17 protein-coding genes and 1 tRNA gene are annotated in these 16529 nt (G+C 72.7%); 5 read left to right on the top strand and 13 right to left on the bottom strand.

Annotation, left to right across the window (positions count from 1 at the left end):
- Positions 1–29 precede the first annotated feature (29 nt).
- Genes DSZ44_RS12435 through DSZ44_RS12425 form a run of 3 tightly spaced genes read left to right on the top strand, consistent with a single transcriptional unit; the run spans position 30 to position 1932 of the window.
- Positions 30–893 carry a hypothetical protein gene (locus tag DSZ44_RS12435; protein ID WP_146237541.1) on the top strand — a complete coding sequence of 288 codons (864 nt, stop codon included), beginning with the start codon at positions 30–32 and terminating at the stop codon, positions 891–893.
- Positions 890–1345, top strand: a complete 456-nt coding sequence (locus DSZ44_RS12430) for a phage holin family protein (protein ID WP_110852947.1) — start codon at positions 890–892, stop codon at positions 1343–1345. The genes DSZ44_RS12435 and DSZ44_RS12430 overlap by 4 nt, the downstream gene beginning before the upstream one ends.
- Complete coding sequence (locus DSZ44_RS12425; protein WP_110852946.1) at positions 1345–1932, top strand: DUF3618 domain-containing protein; 588 nt, start codon at positions 1345–1347, stop codon at positions 1930–1932. Before DSZ44_RS12430 ends, DSZ44_RS12425 begins: the two co-directional genes overlap by 1 nt.
- A gap of 46 nt (positions 1933–1978) precedes the next feature.
- On the opposite strand, the gene DSZ44_RS12420 is transcribed toward DSZ44_RS12425, so the two are convergent.
- The 8 genes from DSZ44_RS12420 to DSZ44_RS12380 all read right to left on the bottom strand — a co-directional run bounded on the left by DSZ44_RS12420 (position 1979) and on the right by DSZ44_RS12380 (position 11135).
- Positions 1979–2986 (bottom strand): hypothetical protein, encoded by a 1008-nt coding sequence (locus DSZ44_RS12420; RefSeq protein WP_110852945.1) that lies wholly within the window; start codon positions 2984–2986, stop codon positions 1979–1981.
- Positions 2986–3564, bottom strand: coding sequence for a dCTP deaminase (gene dcd / locus DSZ44_RS12415; RefSeq protein WP_110852944.1), 579 nt, complete (start codon positions 3562–3564; stop codon positions 2986–2988). The genes DSZ44_RS12420 and dcd overlap by 1 nt, the downstream gene beginning before the upstream one ends.
- A gap of 307 nt (positions 3565–3871) precedes the next feature.
- Positions 3872–4222 (bottom strand): DUF4333 domain-containing protein, encoded by a 351-nt coding sequence (locus tag DSZ44_RS12405; protein WP_146237540.1) that lies wholly within the window; start codon positions 4220–4222, stop codon positions 3872–3874.
- Between the two features lie 504 nt (positions 4223–4726).
- Positions 4727–8044, bottom strand: a complete 3318-nt coding sequence (locus DSZ44_RS12400) for a type ISP restriction/modification enzyme (protein WP_110852942.1) — start codon at positions 8042–8044, stop codon at positions 4727–4729.
- A 267-nt stretch (positions 8045–8311) separates the two neighbouring features.
- Positions 8312–8755: a hypothetical protein gene (locus tag DSZ44_RS12395; protein WP_146237539.1), complete on the bottom strand. Its 444-nt coding sequence runs from the start codon at positions 8753–8755 to the stop codon at positions 8312–8314.
- A gap of 274 nt (positions 8756–9029) precedes the next feature.
- On the bottom strand, positions 9030–9263 hold the full coding sequence (locus DSZ44_RS12390) for a helix-turn-helix domain-containing protein (RefSeq protein ID WP_110852940.1): 234 nt from the start codon (positions 9261–9263) through the stop codon (positions 9030–9032).
- Positions 9264–9587: 324 nt separating this feature from the next.
- Positions 9588–10949 (bottom strand): site-specific integrase, encoded by a 1362-nt coding sequence (locus tag DSZ44_RS12385; protein WP_110852939.1) that lies wholly within the window; start codon positions 10947–10949, stop codon positions 9588–9590.
- Positions 10950–11061: 112 nt separating this feature from the next.
- Positions 11062–11135 (bottom strand) — tRNA-Gly (locus DSZ44_RS12380).
- Between the two features lie 125 nt (positions 11136–11260).
- Between DSZ44_RS12380 and DSZ44_RS12375 the strand changes: the two genes are divergently transcribed.
- The gene (locus DSZ44_RS12375; RefSeq protein ID WP_110852938.1) at positions 11261–11842 is read left to right on the top strand and encodes a winged helix DNA-binding protein; all 582 of its coding nucleotides are present in this window, start codon (positions 11261–11263) and stop codon (positions 11840–11842) included.
- Positions 11843–11867: 25 nt separating this feature from the next.
- Here the strand turns inward: DSZ44_RS12375 and DSZ44_RS12370 are convergent, their stop codons facing one another.
- Together DSZ44_RS12370 and DSZ44_RS12365 are read right to left on the bottom strand one after the other, a co-directional pair.
- Complete coding sequence (locus DSZ44_RS12370; RefSeq protein ID WP_110852937.1) at positions 11868–12365, bottom strand: MarR family winged helix-turn-helix transcriptional regulator; 498 nt, start codon at positions 12363–12365, stop codon at positions 11868–11870.
- 52 nt (positions 12366–12417) lie between these two features.
- Entirely contained in the window at positions 12418–13128 is a 711-nt protein-coding gene (locus tag DSZ44_RS12365) for a M50 family metallopeptidase (RefSeq protein WP_110852936.1), read from the bottom strand.
- Positions 13129–13174: 46 nt separating this feature from the next.
- Here DSZ44_RS12365 and DSZ44_RS12360 point away from each other — a divergent pair, with 46 nt between their 5' ends.
- Positions 13175–13621, top strand: coding sequence for a (deoxy)nucleoside triphosphate pyrophosphohydrolase (locus DSZ44_RS12360; RefSeq protein ID WP_110852984.1), 447 nt, complete (start codon positions 13175–13177; stop codon positions 13619–13621).
- Positions 13622–13623: 2 nt separating this feature from the next.
- Here the strand turns inward: DSZ44_RS12360 and DSZ44_RS12355 are convergent, their stop codons facing one another.
- From DSZ44_RS12355 to DSZ44_RS12345, 3 genes are all read right to left on the bottom strand, one after another.
- Entirely contained in the window at positions 13624–14148 is a 525-nt protein-coding gene (locus tag DSZ44_RS12355; RefSeq protein WP_110852935.1) for a hypothetical protein, read from the bottom strand.
- On the bottom strand, positions 14145–14909 hold the full coding sequence (aroD, locus tag DSZ44_RS12350; protein ID WP_110852934.1) for a type I 3-dehydroquinate dehydratase: 765 nt from the start codon (positions 14907–14909) through the stop codon (positions 14145–14147). The genes DSZ44_RS12355 and aroD overlap by 4 nt, the downstream gene beginning before the upstream one ends.
- Before the next feature lie 86 nt (positions 14910–14995).
- The gene (locus tag DSZ44_RS12345) at positions 14996–16480 is read right to left on the bottom strand and encodes a phytoene desaturase family protein (RefSeq protein ID WP_373681252.1); all 1485 of its coding nucleotides are present in this window, start codon (positions 16478–16480) and stop codon (positions 14996–14998) included.
- Positions 16481–16529: the final 49 nt, after the last annotated feature.

Here is a 16529-nt window from a genome sequence, read left to right as displayed (position 1 = left end):
CCGGATCAGCACCGAAGGGACTGAACCACATGACCGAGGACTTCACCCGCCCCGCGGGAGACCCACAGGCACTTGGCCAGGAACCCGGCGCTCCGGGACGGCCGCCCGTCGGACCGCCACCGCCGGTCGCCCCGCCCGCACCGGTGACCCCGCCGCCGCCCGGTGCGCCCGCACCGGTGAGCACCGGCGCTGCCCACCAGGCCCAGCACGACGAGGGTGGCGGCGCCAAGGAGGCCGCGAAGCAGGAGGCCTCCAAGGTCGCCGGGAGCGCCAAGGAGCAGGCGGCGAACGTCGCCGGCACCGCCAAGGACGAGGCCAGGCAGGCGGCCGGTGAGGCCAAGCGCCAGGCCCAGCAGCTCTACCGCCAGGGCACCTCCGAGCTCTCCTCCCAGGCCGGCACCCAGCAGCAGCGGCTCGCGAGCGGCCTGCGTTCCTTCTCCTCCGAGATGAACCAGATGGCAGACGGCTCCGAGGAGCCGGGCGTCGCCACCAACGTGGCTCGCTGGGCCTCGCAGGCGGCCGACGACGCCGGCCGGTGGCTCGAGGACCGTGAGCCCACCGAGCTGCTCGAGGAGGTGGGCCGCTACGCCCGCCGCCACCCGGGCACGTTCATGGTCATCGCTGCGGGGCTCGGCCTCGCCGCGGGCCGGATCGCGCGCAGCCTCAAGGACATGGGCGACGACGACGGCACCTCGGGCACCTCCACCGGCGGCTCCGCGGGCCTGTCCGGCTCGGGCCGGCCCGGGACGACCGGGACCACCACGGCGCCCGTGGGCTACTCGACCGGCACGACGCCGCTCAGTGGCACCGCCACTCCCCCGCCGCCCACGCAGACCTACGGCACCGACAGCAGCACGAGCACCCGGGGCGACCAGCCGGGCGGGCTGCGATGAGCACGCCCCCCGGTCACGTTCCCCCCACCGGGGCCCCGGGCACCAGCCCGCCGCCCCAGGACGCGAGCCTCGGGGAGCTCATCGGCAACATCAGCGAGGACTTCTCCACGCTGGTGCGCCAGGAGATGGAGCTCGCCAAGGCGGAGATCTCCCAGAGCGTGAGCAAGGCGGGCAAGGGCGCGGGCATGTTCGGCGGCGCCGGCCTGGCCGGGTACTTCACCCTGCTCTTCCTCTCCCTCGCCCTGTGGTGGGCGCTGGGGGCCATGATCGGCGACGGCGACGCGGAGCCGGCCCTCGGCTGGTCCGCGCTCATCGTCGCGGTCATCTGGGCCGTCGTCGCAGCCGTCCTCGCGGTGACCGGTCGTAAGGAGATCAAGCAGGCCGAGGGCCTGCCCCGCACGCAAGAGACCGTGAAGAAGATCCCGGACGCAGTGAAAGGACAGGACCACTGATGGCGACCAACGATCCCGACGCGATCCGTCATGACATCGAACGCACCCGCGCCGACCTGAGCCAGAACGTCGACGCCCTCGGCGACAAGGTGAACCCGGGCAACATCGCCCAGCGACAGGGCGACAAGGTCCGCGGCGCCGTCACCGACGCGAAGGACAAGGTCTTCGGCTCGGCGTCCGACGCCGCCGGCTCCGTGCGCGACCGTGCCGGCCACGCCGGCGGCATGGCGCAGGACGCCCCGCACCGCGTCAAGGACAAGGCGGAGGGCAACCCGCTCGCCGCCGGGCTCATCGCCTTCGGTGCGGGCCTCCTCGCGGCCGGGCTCATCCCCTCCAGCCGCAAGGAGCGTGAGCTCGTGGGCGAGGCGCGCGACAGCGACGCCCTGTCCAAGGCGACCGAGGAGGTGAAGTCGGCCGCCCAGGACACCGCCGAGCAGCTTCGCGAGCCCGCTCAGCAGGCCGTCCAGGAGGTCAAGGACACCGCCACCGAGGGCGTCGAGCACGTCCGCGAGGAGGGCACCGGGGCCGCCCAGGACGTGAAGTCCGAGGCCCAGGACTCCGCCGGCACCGTCCGCGACTCCCGCTGACACCCCGCGCACGCGGCGGTCCCCCACCCGGGGGACCGCCGCGTCGTCATGCCGGGGGCAGGGCGACGAGGAAGGAGTCGTCGTCGACGACCTCCCCGCCGACGACGGCGTGCAGCGCCGCGGCGACCCGCTCGACGAGGGCCCGCACCTGCTCGCGCTGCCGCCGCAGCGCCAGCGGCGGGCGCGGGCCGAGCGCGAGGGCCGGCTCGTCGGGGCGCCATCGCACCTCGTAGCTGATGACGCCGCCGCGCGCCCACGGCAGGCCGCGCAGCACGAGCGGTGTGTGCTCGTCGCCGGCGACGAGCACCTCGAGCGTCCCGCCGGGCACCGGCGCGAGGTGGGCGTACCCCTCGACCACCTGCGGCTGGGCGAGCACGGCGGAGTCGAGGGCGTCGGCCTCGGCGTGCAGCCAGGCCCGCTCGCCGTCGTCGAGGGCGGCCACGGCCCGGGCGCGGTAGGGACTGACGTCGGCCCGGGAACGGTCGGTGGGCGCCGCCGGCGCCTCCGGGACGTCGAGGGCCGACACGCCCGGCAGGACGGGGGCGAGCACCCGGCCGCAGGCCTCGGGCTGCAACCACACCGTCGTGTGCACGGTGAGGTCGACGGCCGACACCGGGTCGGGGACGAGGACCGTGCCCGTCCCGGAGACGCGCAGCGCGCCGGCGAGGCGGCGGGCCTGGGCGAGCAGGTGGTCGAGCACGCGGCGCTCCAGACCGACCGGCTCACCCTCGGGGAAGGCGTCGAGCAGCCCACCCAGGCCCCGCAGCTCGGGCGGGACGGGCGCCCCGCGCTGCACCGGGCAGCGCAGCAGCATGGCGGTGGCCGCCCACGGCGGGAGGTCGAGCGCGCCCCGGACGCGGTCGTCGACCCGCCACGGGCCGGTCAGCTGGACATCGCCGGTCAGACGCAGCGTCGAGGGGCCGAGCCAGCCGGCGTCGTCGAAGTGCGAGACGGCGAGCGCCTCGACCTCCTCCGGGGCGACCTCCGCGGACAGGACGAGCAGGTGCCGCGGCTCCGCGAGAGCACGGTCGAGGACGGGCAGCTCGGCGGTCATCAGACCAGGTGCGTCCGGCTGAAGCTCAGGTGGGAGCGGGAGGCGGTGGGTCCCCGCTGCCCCTGGTAGCGGGAGCCCTGCGCCCCGGAGCCGTAGGGGTGCTCGGCCGGGCTGGAGAGCTGGAAGAAGCACAGCTGCCCGATCTTCATCCCCGGCCACAGCGTGATGGGCAGCGTCGCGGTGTTCGACAGCTCCAGGGTGACGTGGCCGGTGAACCCGGGGTCGATGAAGCCGGCGGTCGAGTGCGTGAGCAGGCCGAGGCGCCCGAGGGAGGACTTGCCCTCCAGGCGGGCGGCGATGTCGTCGGGCAGGGTGACGAGCTCGTGGGTGGCACCGAGCGCGAACTCCCCGGGGTGGAGGACGAAGGGCTCCTCCGGGGCGACCTCGACGAGCCGGGTCAGCTCGGACTGGTCCTGCGCCGGGTCGATGACCGGGTAGCGGTGGTTGTCGAAGAGCCGGAACCACCGGTCGAGCCGGACGTCGATGCTGGCGGGCTGGATCATCGCGGGGTCGTAGGGGTCCAGGTGGACCCGCCCGCCGTCGATCTGGGCCCGGATGTCACGGTCGGAGAGAAGCACCCAGCGATTGTGCCACCGCCTGGCGGGAGAATGGCGAACGGCCGGGCCCTGTCGGGACCGGCCGTCTGAGCGGGTGACGGGAATCGAACCCGCGCCGTCAGCTTGGGAAGCTGACGGGCGGCGACACCTATCCCCGCCGCTGCGTTGAGATCAGCAAGGTCGTGCGGGTCCGACGTTACATGGGGATGCACCGAGATGCACCGAGTAACACGGGTGAATGGCACGTACTGGCACGCCAGCCTGCGAGAGTAGCGGGGACGCTTCGCCCGACGGTCCCGTGCTCGTCCCGACCCTCGCCCAACGTGCGTCACCAGGACTCCTGCCAGGTGAACCAGCCCTGGGCGTTCTCGACGGTGATGACGCCCTCGGCCACGGAGCCATCGGAGAAGGTCGCCCAGCAGGACACGCTCCCCCCGACGGGCGCGATGGCCGAATCCGGACAGTCGACCACGGCCCTCTCGCCGTACTCCCTGTACCCCTGCTCAATTTCGTACTCCAGGGTCGCCGGATCGAGTTCCACGCCCCCCAGCATCCCGACAACGCCCGCCGAGGCGAGGTACGCAAGGACCGACGCGAGCCACACCAGGGGTGTCGCCCACGACTGCCCGAGCAGCCTCCTGCGCTGCACCAGGTAGACCGGCGCCCCGCCGATCACCAAGTACCACAGGCTGGGTGCCGGCTGCCCTTGACGCTCTAGGATCCGGGCGGTCGACCACCATCAGGCCGCTGCCTAACGCGAGCGCGAGCAGGATCGACACCAGGCTGAACGGGGAGATGCCCTGCTGGAGCAAAACGATGTCCAGCAAGATGAGCCCCACCGGCACGAGAGCAACGCCCATGCGATTGCGTTGTCGACCTTCGCCGGCCGCACCCCAAGGGCACGCTGGACCGGTGGCGGCAATTGAGCGATCTCCTCCCGGACGTACGGGTCAGACGTCGCGGCTGGTCGCTCGACCTGGCCAGGCACCTAGGTAGCGAGCACAGAGGAGGGCTGCCAGAACTGCCACCCGGGGGGCGCCGGTGGCCAGGACGGGTCGGGACGCCACGCGGGAGGAGGAGTCCAGCCCTGGGGCGGCTGGGGCCACCCTGGAGGAACGGTGAACTGCACGACGTCGGGCCTTTCGGAGGTGGAGGTGAAAATGGAGAGCGACCGACTCGACGCCTAGAGATCGAAGGCTGGGACGGTGTCGTCGGTGCGCGCTTCGAAGCCGTGGCGTGGCTTGCGGTCGGCAGCACTCGCGGGCCAGCGCACCCCGTCGAGGCGGAGCTCCTCCATCGTCAGTAGCGGGCCGGCGAGGACGCGCTCGAGCAGTTCTGCCTGCTCGGGTTCCAACTCGACGAGTCGGGTCAGCACGGTGAACAGGTCGATGAGCTCGGTGGTCCAGTCCGGGTCCCACTCATCCACGTGGACGTGGTCGAGCGGTGAGCTCTTCTTCCCGCCCGGCTCGGCCTTGCGGTAGTTCACCCACGACTTGATGACGTTCTTGCCGCCGACGGCGTAGTCCCAGACCTCCTCGCGCACCGGTCCGAACTCGCCGTCCCCGAGCACAACGACAGCACGGTTGGCATCGTAGGTTGCCCCAGTCGGCATCGTCGTGATCGGTGTAAGTGCCTTGGGCTGGCGCTCATCGCCGGGCGGGTATCGGACATCGCCCCTCGGGCGGTCGCTGCCGGCGTACATCTCACCATAGGTGTGCAGCCAGACCACCTGCTCACCGAGCGCGACCGCGTCGGCGAACAGCTGCGCATCGGCGGTCAGGGGCACGCGAATTCCGGGGGTGGTGAGCTCGTCGGCGAAGGTTCGGGTGAAGCCGGGATGGGCAACGACGCCGGCCACGTAAGCCAGCACGTCGCTCGCGGTGACCTGGCGACCCAACTCCTTCGAGAGGGCACGAATGACACCAGGCGCGAGGTTCGGGCTACCGTCGGGATACAGCAGTGGGAGCGTGCGGCCGCCGCGGTTATTGAAGTGGTCCATGTCGGGGATGAGGGTCGAGAACACGAGGCCCGGGCCATCCTCGATCACCTTGGAGTGCTGCTCGATCGTGAACACTTGGCCGCGGACGCGCGCCGCCCAAAGGTCGGGTCGTGCACGGTCCAGGACGCGGGCATCGGGAATCAGCCACTGCCGGTCGAAACTCCGGTATCCCACCCGCACAGGGTTCATCGACGCTCCGCGGTCCTGCGCGAGGGAATCCGAGGGTGCGTCGACCACTAGCGGCAGCGGCTGAGGGCGGCTTGTGAGAGATCGGTCGCCCGTCTCCTTGAACAGTTCCGCGCGCGCTCGTGGATCTGCCTCGGCCTGGAGCATCCGCCACCTCCGCTCCAGCACGCGGGACGAAGGGCCGTACGGCCACCGCCGGTTACCCGTGACGCCGGGAGACGTCCACGGAAGCAGGTCGTTGAGCGCCGGGTACGTGTCCCACGCCGTGTCGGCCGACGGGGTAAGCGGTGCAGTCCAGTCTGTGCGCGCCAGCCTCCAACCGTCGTCGTCGAGTGAGATCCGGGACAGCTCGGCGAATTTCTCGGCCTGGCGCCCATGCACGGCGCGGTAGTGAATCGTCGCCGGGACATCGCCCATCGCGTCCGCCTTGCGGATGAACAGGCCGATGGCGAGGGGTTGGCGTACGCCTGGGAAGATTCGAGTCGGCACATCCGGGGTCTGCCCCTCGGGCGTGAGGTCGATGACCCAGCCTTCGGAGGCTTCTCGGCGTAGGTATTCCCGCATCGCGGTGAATCCGGGGCCCCCGACGTACCCGGAGGTCGAGATGAAGCAGATGACGCCGGCGTCTCCGTCGTCGGCGTCGTGGGGAGTCGACTCCCACACCTTCCAACTTGCCCACCGCCAGAAGTAAACGTAGGAGTTCTTGAGGTTGTGAAAGTGGCGCGCGGTGTCCGGGTCGCGCCAGTCCTCCAGGATCCCGCGTGCGTTCTTGCCGTGGGCCTCGCTGCCCTTCTCCACCCAGCCGCCCATGCCCTCAGCTCGTTCTCGGTAGGGCGGGTTGCCGATGACGACCGTGACGTTGGCGCGGCGCTTGACCTCGTTGGCGCGCCGGCGAGACTCAGCGATGAGGCGCAGGCCAGAGCCGATCTGGGTCTCGGCTGCGGCTGGGTCGTCGAGGGTGTCGGTGACGTAGAAGCGCATGCCGCTGGCCGGCGCGCTGGCACCGTGGGACGCAAGCAGGTCGGTGGCGCGCAGCTCGGCCACTGCGTAGGGGCCCATCTGGAGCTCGAAGCCGACCAGGCGTTCTGCCACCTGACGTACCACGCCCGCTACCGCACCGGGCCCGTCGACGGCCTCGGTGTGCTCCGCGACGCGCTCCAGGATGGTGTGCAGGTAGGTGCCTGTGCCCATCGCCGGGTCGACGGTGAGGACGTCGGGGTCGCGGAAGGCGCGCTCTCGGCCGAGCCTTGCGACCAGGGCTTCCTCGGTGAGGCGGACCATCTCGTCGACGATCTCGCGGGGCGTGTAGTAGGAGCCGGACTGCTTGCGCAGGTCGTTGTCGTACTGCTCGAGGAAGTTCTCGTAGAGGTGCAGGTAGGTGTCGCGTCGCCCGCGTCGCACCCGCGCCCAGTCAACAGCGCCGATGACACGAACGAGGAGGTCGAGCGTCACGCGGAAGTCCGCGGCGACGTCGTCGGTGAGCAGTTGCAGGGCACGGCCCATGAGGGAGTGGTCGTCGCCGAGGGCGGCGCCGATCTCGTGCAGCGGCTGGCCGGTGACGTCGATTCCCTCGGTGCGGGCGAGCAGCAGGGCGAAGGTGACGGCTTGGGCGTAGCCGTCGGCGAAGGTGTCGTCGTCGGCGGTGGGGAAGAGGAGGGCACGCCAGTCGTTGGCAAGTCCGGTGAAGGGCTGGGACCACTTGTCGGCGCCGGCACGGATGGCGCTGTCCTCGGATTGGAGCTGGTCGAGGACCTCCCCGCGCAGCAGCCGGGTGAGCGGCGCGACCGCCCGCACGAGGGCGCCCACTGAGGTGATCGGCGCCGGCTTCCAGCGGAGGAAGTCGGTGATGAGCGACTCGAACTCGGGCGGGGCAGTGAGGCCGGCGCCCGCGAGCGCCAGGGAGCCGCTGCCGAACGTTACGGGGCCGGCGTGCAGGTCACCGTCCCGGTACAGCCGCCAGTCGGTGCCGTTCGTGTAGAGGAGGTTCGGCAGGTCGCGCTGACGCTCCCACTGCCGCTTGTCATGGCCGGTGAACCTCGCGGGATCGATGTGACGACCGGGGGCCTTGACCTCGACGTACCCCGTGATAGCGCCCTTGACGCTCACGCCGTAGTCGGGGCGCACCTGACGTTCGGTGTCGCGGACCTCGTCGTGGAAGACGGCATCCACGCCGAGTCGGTCGCCGGCCGCACCGAGGAGGGCCTCCAGCGGCGCGCGAATCGCGGCCTCCCGGTCGCCAGGGCCGGACAACTTGGCCTTGCAGGTATCACCGAAAGTGGAGACCGCCTTCGCGAGCCACTGTGCTGTCTGCGTCAACCTAGAGCCTCCTCCGCCCGCTCCGAGCCTATCGGGAACGCCCGGCGAGCCGGCACGGATCGCTCGGGTGTCGTACGTGCGCGCGCGTTGGCGACCGACATAACTGCCACATCGACGGGCCGCCGTCGCGGAGGGGCGCGTTCTTCGAGGTGCAGGCCAGCTAGTTGGTGCTTCCTCGCACGGTGCCAGCCGCCCGGAGGCGGACCCTGGCACCCCGGCCAACAGACCCACTCAGTACTGGAAACCGGTGACCTCGCAGGGCAAAGGTCAAACGGTCGCCCACCCTCCCCTCAGGCCGTACTGCTGGCGGGCCTCCCTGATCGCCGCCCGGACCCCACCAGCCGGGCTTCCCGACCTGTCCAAGTAGAAGTCGCGCGTGTGATGCTCGAGGCGGTCGCCGTTGAGGGTGAGGTACTGCTCGGCGGCAGGCCAGAGACCCGTGGCGCCAGCCGGGCGTTGGAGGCACGCCTTCATCCCGTAGGTCGTGGCCTGGAGGCGTTGCCCTTCGGCGGGGAGTTCGACGCGCCGGACGTCGAATACGGTCCCGAACCCGGCGCAGGCTACGGCCGAGGCGACGGCCCGCCGGGGAAGTCGGGACGACCGCACCCACAGGTGCATGTGGTTGCCCGTCCCGCCGGGATTGGCCTCAACGTGGTAAACGGCTTCGACGGGCGCCACGGAACCCCGCAGGGAGCGCAGGAAGGCTGCCATGGCCCGCTTGACGGCGGGCCAGCGTGGCCCCACCTGCGTCAGCGTCAGCAGGTGACGAGGACGCGCGAGGGAGATTGCCGCAGCCTGGTCAAGCACCTGAGGCACGAGACATGCGTGGCACCTCAAGCTCCCGCAGCGCCAAGAGGCCACTTGACCCGACGCTCGACGGATCTCGACGTGCCCCTTGGACGGGCAGCGCGGCCAGGGGACCGCGGGTGATGTGTTTGGAGGTACTTATCGAGGGAGGTGTCGTCTGCCACCGGGGCGTGCGTACTCACCGACCGACCGCAGGGGACGTGTGCGCGGTGATGAAGGCGTCCACGGCTGACCGGCGGACGAGCACACGCCGGCCGGGCCGGAAAGTCGTCAGGCAACCGTCGGCGACCAGGTTGCGGACGTAGCGCTCCGAGGTGCCGAGGTAGGCGGCGACCTCTGGGACTTTGAGGAAGGGGTCCATGTCGGAGGCGGCACTCCTGCGGCGCTCGACGATGGTGCTGTGGGTGGGCATGTCTTCTCCGTGGCGACGTGCTGGAACGCCGTGACGCTCGGTGCCGTGGGCCACCGACACGCTCGGCTTGGTCGCCAATAACGCTATGGAGCGCGCCCGACACCGACGGTCCTGGCCGTGCACCGAGCGGCACCACAGCGCGCCGGTTCGGGAGATTCGTGGGGAAGAACAGGCGGTTCAGCTCGCGCAACGCCCCCGTGGATTCGCCCGAAGCCAGCATCTCCCTCCGCCTCAGGACCGCCATGACCGGTCGCCCGAGTCGGTCTTGTGATTGAGGACGTCGACGCGGGCGTCGTCGTAGAAACGCATCCCGGACTGTGCCCGTCAGGCAGAGGCTGTGAGCTCGCCCTGCACGTAGTCGGCGATCCCCGCGGCCAACCTGGCGGCCGATCCCTTGACGGCGTGCTGGTAGCGCATCGCGGCACGTGCGTTCGAGTGACCGAGGTGGGCTTGCAGCTCGGCAACGGTCGCGCCGCTCTTTGCTGCGTAGAGGGCGGCCGTGTGGCGGAGGTCGTGCCAGGTAAGGTCCGGGCGTCCCGCGCCCTGAGCGGCGCGACGGAAGACCTTGCTGCGGTTGGACGAGTCCAAGGGTCGGCCCGAGGCGGTGGAGAAGATGAATGCGTCTTTGCCAGCGGCGGTGTACGTCGCCATGTGCTCCACCAGGCTTGCGAGCGCTGGACCTTGGAGGTGCACGACACGTTTGCCTGCTGCGGTCTTCGGCGCGCCTACTGCACCTGCGGTGCCTGGGACCAGGGCCTGCACGACCCTCAGCTCGCCGGTCGTAAGGTTCACATGCCGCCGCTGGAGACCGAAGAGCTCGCCGGCCCGGAGACCGCTGAGCGCCGCGAGCCAGACGGCTGCGGAATAGCGCGCGGGCATCGCCGCAGCGATGTTCTGCACGTCCACGACGGTGGCCGGAGTGCGCTCCTGTCGGAGCAACTCGTCGGCCTGGCCGGCGTGGGGAATCTTGCAGGGGTTGTCCGCGCGGAGGCCATCGTCGACAGCGTGCCCGAGCGCCCAACGGAGAAGCCGGTACGCCTGTGCCGGCTCGGTCTTGCCGGCGTTGACAGTTTCGCGCGGGGCGGTGATGAGGTCGAGCCCTCCGGCCTTCTCCCACGCATCTCGTATGTGCGCTGGGATACGTCCGGTCGTGGCGACGGACCTGCCGTTGCCGGCCGCCCAGGCGCGGATCGCAGCGTTGACGCGCGAGGGGGCGGTCGCGGCGCGGGCGTGGCGGTCGAGGGCCCGGCGCTCGGCTTCCCTGTGGACAGCACCGTGCCACTCGCGCACGTCGGCCGGTGTCAATGTCCCGATCGACCGGCCGCCGAGCTTGACCCCACGCCCGTTGCCGCCGCGGCCTTCTGCGGGCAGGTCGGCGTCGATCCACTCTCGGTGGAGCCGGGCGTAGAGGGCACGGGTGCTCTCCCGCAGGTGGGTGGCGGACGTGATGAGGTCGCCGACGTAGGCGCCGAGCGCCACCTCCCCCAGCCGGGGGTCGCGCCACGCGCCCTGGACCATCTGGGACTGGATGACCGCGAGCGCCTCCTCGGCCTCACGGCGGGTGGCGAAGGTGCCGAGTGAGCGCATCGCGGCCTCCCCGTCGACGGGGTAGCGGGCCTGGTAGCGGCCCGAGGGCAGCTTGCGCAGGCTCCCGAACGCTCGGCGGTGCTTCTTGCGGGGCGCCATGTGGTGTCCTATCGGCGTCGTTGTGGCACGTAGTGGCACGATCGCCGATCGGGCGGGGCCAGGAGAACCGTAACCGAGGGGGTGTGCGGTGCTCTGACCTGCATCTTTGCAGTGGAGCGGGTGACGGGAATCGAACCCGCGCCGTCAGCTTGGGAAGCTGAAGTTCTACCATTGAACTACACCCGCGTGACAGCGACTGTGCCGCTGCCGGAGACGAGTATAGCCACGGCCCGCGCCGGTTCGGAAACCGCCTCCGGCGACCAGCAGCCCACCGGGTGGAACTCGGTGGAGTCCCGTAGCGTTGTCGAACTGTGAGCATTCAGCAGGACGACCCCCCGCCGGTCCCGGCCGCCGACCCCGACGAGACGGACCTCCTCAGCCGCGCCCGTCAGGTGCTGCGTGGCACGACCCCCGGGTCGGGTCTGGACGCCATCCTCGAGCTCGACTCCGACTCCGCCCAGCGGGAGCAGGCACGCCGGCTCCTCGTCGGCGGCGTCGAGGAGCTCACCGGGCTGCGCCTGGGTGAGCTCCAGGCCCTCACCGCCGTCGCCGAGGGAGCCGACCACCACCGCACCGTGGCCAGGCTCACCGGCCAGGCGGACGCCGCCTCCGCGGCCACCGTCAGCGGCCTCGTCCGCAAGGGGCTGCTGAGCCGCCACCACCACCCCAACGAGCGCAACGCGGACGCCAGCCCCACCCTCGTGCACCTCACGCCCAAGGGTGAGGCGGTCCTCGTCCAGTCCGAGGCCATCCGGATCCGGCTCCTCGACACCGTCGCCCAGACCCTCGGCGGCCCGGAGCTCGACCAGATGCGTATCGCCGCCGACGCGCTCAACCTCGGCGCCCACCGCGACCTGCCGCGCCAGATCGGCGGCGCGTCGGCCGCCTGCTAGGTCAGCGCACGCCCAGCCTGCTGGATCAGCGCACGCCCAGGCCGCGGCCGGTGCGCACGCGGCGCCCGGGCGGACGGGCGCGGTCGAGCACCGGGGCGAGGATCCGGGCCAGCTCGGGGACGTCCTCGGGGGCGATGGCGTCGAAGACGAGCTCGCGCACGTCGCGGACGTGGGCGGGCGCCGTCTGCTCCACCTTCTCCAGACCCTCGTCCGTCAGCGTGGCGATGCGGGCCCGCGGGTTGAGCGGGGACCGCTCGCGCACCACCCACCCGTGCCGCTCGAGCCGGGTGAGCACGTGGGACAGTCGCGACAGCGAACCGGAGGTCAGCTCGGCGAGCTCGCTGAGCTGGAGGGTGCGGTCGTCGTGCTCGGAGAGCATGGCCATGACCATGTACTCGTAGAAGGTGACGCCCGCGTGCTGCTGCAGACGCGTGTCGAGGGCGCCCTGTAGCGTGGTGACGAGCTCGGAGATGCTCAGCCAGGTCTCCCGCTCGACGGGGGACAGCCAGCGCGGATCGCTCATGTGTGCCTCTCATGGTTGATCGTTCAAGTATTGGCCCTCGTCGGCCGCGTTGTCAACGCACCAGCTCCCACAGCCGGCCGGCAGCGAGCCAGCTCGAGACAGCCAGGACGGCGGCGAAGGACAGCACCCACAGCGCCGCCGGCACCCGGGTGAGGCGCGCGAGCACCGCCGGGTCCGAGCCACGGTCCGGCGCACGGAGCACAGCGCCGAGGTGCCGCCAGGCGCCGAGCAGCAGCACGACGCCCACGGTGAGCAGCGCCAGGCCCCGGACCCGCTCGTCGGCCGCCCACCACAGCCATGCCGCGAGGCCCAGGGCCGCCACCATGACCAGACCCGTGTAGACCGACCGGGAGCGCAGCAGGGCGAGCAGGAGGAGCAGCGCCACGACGAAGGTCGCCGCACCCGACCACCCGCTCGTCCCCGCGAGGACGAGCGCGAGACCGACGATCGCGGGTGCCGGGTAGCCGGCCCACGTCGTCGCCACCCGTCCGGGGCCGCGGGAGCGCCCCACCGTGACGGCGTGCCCCGACATGTCCGGGCGCAGCACCAGGCCGGTGAACGAGCGTCCGACGAGGACGCCGACGACCGCGTGGCCGAGCTCGTGGACCACGGTGACCACCACGCGCAGCACCCGCCACAGCGGACGCACACCCACGACGAGCAGCCCCGCCGCGAGCGCCGCCCACACAGCCGCGTCCGCCACGCCGAGCTCCGCGAGCGCCGCGCCCGGGCGCAGCCGCGCGAGCACCGCCGTCAGGTCCATCCCGCCATCGTGCCGTGGCGAGGGCGGCAGCGGTAGCGTGCACGGCGTGCCCGATCGTCGCCCTGACAGCGCCCCTCCCGCCTGGACGGGCCGTCTCGTCGTCGCCGCGGCGATCGTCGACGACGTCACCCGGCCCTCGCGGCTGCTCGCCGCCCGCCGGTCCGCACCGGTCGAGCTCGCCGGCCGGTGGGAGCTGCCCGGCGGGAAGGTCGAGCCCGGGGAGGACCCCGTCGCTGCGCTCCACCGCGAGCTGCACGAGGAGCTCGGGGTCCGCGTCTGCCTGGGGGCGCGCGTGACGGGGCCGCTCGACGGGGACTGGCCGATCACCTCCGCGCTGCGCCTGCGCGTGTGGCTGGCCGGCGTCGGGACGGGCAGCCCGCGGCCGCTGGTCGACCACGACGCGCTGCAGTGGGTCGGCCAGGCCGACTGGGCCGCGCTGCCGTGGCTACCGGCAGACCTGCCGGTCGTCGCGGTGCTCGGGCTGCGGGGCTGAGCTCACATGCGCCCGCGGCACCACAGCTGCTCGCCCGGCGGGAAGCGGCCGCCGCAGGTGTCGCCGTACTCCTCGTACTCCGAGCCGACCGGGGACTCGAGGTAGAGGTCGTCGCAGGCCTGCGCGTCTCCCTCCGCGCAGGAGTCCCACAGGCGGTCGAGGTCGGCGTCCTCGCCGTAGGCCCGACCGCCGCCCACGAGTCCCACGAGCGCGACGACGACGACGGTGAGCGCGGCGAGGAGAGCCACCGCGCCGACGACGATCGCCACCACGAGCCCCGTCCGCCGGCGCGGGGCGGGCAGCTGGTAGGCGTAGGCGTCCAGGGGCGAGCCGGTCGGACCGGGCGGCGTGGCCTGGTACGGGAGGGCGTAGCCGCCCGGCCGGTAGGGATCGGCAGCGGGACGGGACGGGCCAGCGGCCGGGCCGGCGCCGGCGGGCGGGCGGGGGCCGGCGGGCGGGCGGTAGGGACCGGCGGGCGGCCTCCACGGCTCCTGCGGCGCTCCCGTCGGTGGGGGCGGCTGGCTCATCGCGCCGCGTGCTCGTGGACGAGCCCGACGACGTCCCGCAGGCGGGCGACGTCGATCTGCCCGGGCGCCGAGGCCCGGTCGACCGACCCGAAGGTGACGGCGGAGCCGAAGACCTCCCCGCACAGGCGGCTCACCAGGCCCAGCGGGCCCATCGCCATCGTCACGACGGGGACGTCGAGCTCCCGGTCGGCCGTGCACGTCGCCTCGAGCAGGGCGATGACGTCGAGCGGGTCCCGCGCCGTGACGGCGATCTTGACGACGTCCGCGCCGGCCGCGGCCATCGCGGCCAGCCGGTCGGCCATCTCCGCGGCGGACGGGGTGCCCGTGACGTCGTGGCTCGAGACGAGCACCTGAGCGCCCACCTCCCGGGCGCGGTCGACGAGTGAGGGCAGCACGCGACCACGCGCGAGCTCGAGGTCGACCGCGTCGCCGGCGCCGCCGTCGAGGAGGGCCGACACGGCCGCGGCGTACGCGGCGTCGTCGAGGGTGACCTGTCCGCCCTCCTCGGCGCTGCGCACGGTGAGGAGCAGGGGTGTGGCACCCAAGCGCTCGCGCAGGGCGGCCGGCAGCTCCTCCAGCGGCGCGTCGGGACGGGAGGCGAGGAGGTAGTCGGCGCGCCACTCTGCGACGTCGACGCCCGCGGCGGTCACCCGCCCCGCCTCCTCGAGGAGCGCCTCGAGGGTCGGCGAGCACAGCGGGGCGGCGATCTTGACCCGCCCCTCCCCGACCGCCACGTCACGCAGCCGCACGACGCCGCCCATCCGCACTCTCCTTCACTCGGTCCGCAGGGCACCCTACCGGGCCGGGACCGCCCAGGACGCGGGCGCCCGGACGCCGTCGTCGTCGGTCAGGGGGCGAGGGAGGGGACGGGCAGGCCGAAGCGCCGGCGCAGCGCCCGGCGGGCGGCGTGCCAGCCGTTCATGCCGTGGACGCCCGGCGCGGGGGGCGCCGAGGACGAGCACAGGTACACGCCGGGGATGCCGAGGAAGTAGGGGTCCCAGCGGCCGGTGGGACCACCGAGGACACGGCGCATCGTCACCTCACCACCGGCGATGTCGCCACCGGCGAGGTTGGCGTTGTGCTCGACCATCCGCGCCGCCGGCACGCTCACGCTGTCGACGACGACGTCGCGGAACCCGGGCGCGAAACGCTCGATCTGCCGCGTGATCGCCTCGGTCATGTCGACGTCGGAGCCGGCGGGCACGTGGGCGTAGGTCCACAGCGGTCGCAACCCGCCCTGCTCGCGCCCGGGGTCGGCCACGGCGGGGTCGGACAGGAGGACGCTGGGCCGCTCGGGCATGAGGCCGCGTGCCACCTGGGTCTCGGCGGCGGTGATCTGCTCGCGGCTGCCGCCGACGTGGACGGTGAAGGCCTGCCCCACCTCGGGCACCGCCCACGGGACGGGACCGTCGAGGACGAAGTCGACCTTCGCGGCGCCGCCGCCGCGCGGGGCCGTACGCAGCCGCCGGGCGATGGCCGCGGGCATCCGGTCCCCCCAGATGCCCGCGGCCACCCGGGGCGTCGTGTCGAGGAGGTAGGTGCGGGCGCGGGGCATGTCGCGCCACGAGCGCACCCGCACGTCGGTGCGCACCTGCCCGCCGTGGGCCTCGAGGTCGGCGACGAGCGCGTCGACGATCGCCTGCGAGCCGCCCACGGGGATGCGCCAGCCGACACCGTGGGCGAGCGTGCCGAGCATCAGCGCCACGCCCGCGGGGGCGAGGCCCGGCAGCGGCGCGATGGCGTGGCCGGCGACGCCCGTGACCATGGCCGGGGCGACGTCGCTGCGGAAGGGGAGGTTCCACAGGTGGGTGCCCTGGGTGAGCACCCGCAGACCGAAGGCGACGGCGGCGCGCACGCCGCTCGGCGTGCGCAGCTCCGGCGGGATGCTGCGCATGTCCCCCAGCGTGGCGCCGACGACCGCCTCCGGCTCACGCGTCAGCGGCCCGAAGAGCCGCTGCCACGCCGGGCCATCGGCGCCGAGGCCGTCGACCGTCCGCTCGAGGTCCCGCCACGCGAGGCCGGCGCGGCCGCCGTCGAGCGGGTGGGCGTAGGACAGCTCGGGGGTGACGAGCTCCACCCCGCGGGAGGGGAGGTCGAACTCGGCGAGGAAGGGGCTGGCCGTCGCGAGGGGGTGGACGGCGGAGCAGACGTCGTAGCGCAGGCCCTCCGCGCCGGGGAGGTCGAGGGTGCGGGCCCCGCCCCCGATCGTGGACTCGGCCTCGAGGACGACGACGCCGAGACCGGCTCGCGCCATCGTCACCGCCGCCGCGAGCCCGTTGGGTCCAGAACCCACGACGACGACGTCGGTCGTCTCCCTCGGTGTCGGCACCACCTCAGTCTGCACCCCTCCTCGGCGGTCCTCCACACGTCGGGTCCCCGGC

This window comes from Georgenia satyanarayanai (assembly GCF_900116375.1).
Taxonomy (GTDB): domain Bacteria; phylum Actinomycetota; class Actinomycetes; order Actinomycetales; family Actinomycetaceae; genus Oceanitalea; species Oceanitalea nanhaiensis.
The sequence above is the reverse complement of the archived record's forward strand: the minus strand, read 5'-3'. Positions and strand labels throughout refer to the sequence as shown.

What these genes read in the sequence shown, in the direction of transcription:
- DSZ44_RS12425 (WP_110852946.1), top strand. Translation starts at nt 1,345, where the DNA reads ATGGCGACCAACGATCCCGACGCGATCCGTCATGACATCGAACGCACC.
- DSZ44_RS12435 (WP_146237541.1), top strand. Translation starts at nt 30, where the DNA reads ATGACCGAGGACTTCACCCGCCCCGCGGGAGACCCACAGGCACTTGGC.
- aroD (WP_110852934.1), bottom strand. Translation starts at nt 14,909, where the DNA reads ATGGGCGGCGTCGTGCGGCTGCGTGACGTGGCGGTCGGGGAGGGGCGG.
- DSZ44_RS12385 (WP_110852939.1), bottom strand. Translation starts at nt 10,949, where the DNA reads ATGGCGCCCCGCAAGAAGCACCGCCGAGCGTTCGGGAGCCTGCGCAAG.
- DSZ44_RS12420 (WP_110852945.1), bottom strand. Translation starts at nt 2,986, where the DNA reads ATGACCGCCGAGCTGCCCGTCCTCGACCGTGCTCTCGCGGAGCCGCGG.
- DSZ44_RS12355 (WP_110852935.1), bottom strand. Translation starts at nt 14,148, where the DNA reads ATGAGCCAGCCGCCCCCACCGACGGGAGCGCCGCAGGAGCCGTGGAGG.
- DSZ44_RS12430 (WP_110852947.1), top strand. Translation starts at nt 890, where the DNA reads ATGAGCACGCCCCCCGGTCACGTTCCCCCCACCGGGGCCCCGGGCACC.
- DSZ44_RS12370 (WP_110852937.1), bottom strand. Translation starts at nt 12,365, where the DNA reads ATGAGCGATCCGCGCTGGCTGTCCCCCGTCGAGCGGGAGACCTGGCTG.
- DSZ44_RS12390 (WP_110852940.1), bottom strand. Translation starts at nt 9,263, where the DNA reads ATGCCCACCCACAGCACCATCGTCGAGCGCCGCAGGAGTGCCGCCTCC.
- DSZ44_RS12395 (WP_146237539.1), bottom strand. Translation starts at nt 8,755, where the DNA reads ATGGCAGCCTTCCTGCGCTCCCTGCGGGGTTCCGTGGCGCCCGTCGAA.
- DSZ44_RS12365 (WP_110852936.1), bottom strand. Translation starts at nt 13,128, where the DNA reads ATGGACCTGACGGCGGTGCTCGCGCGGCTGCGCCCGGGCGCGGCGCTC.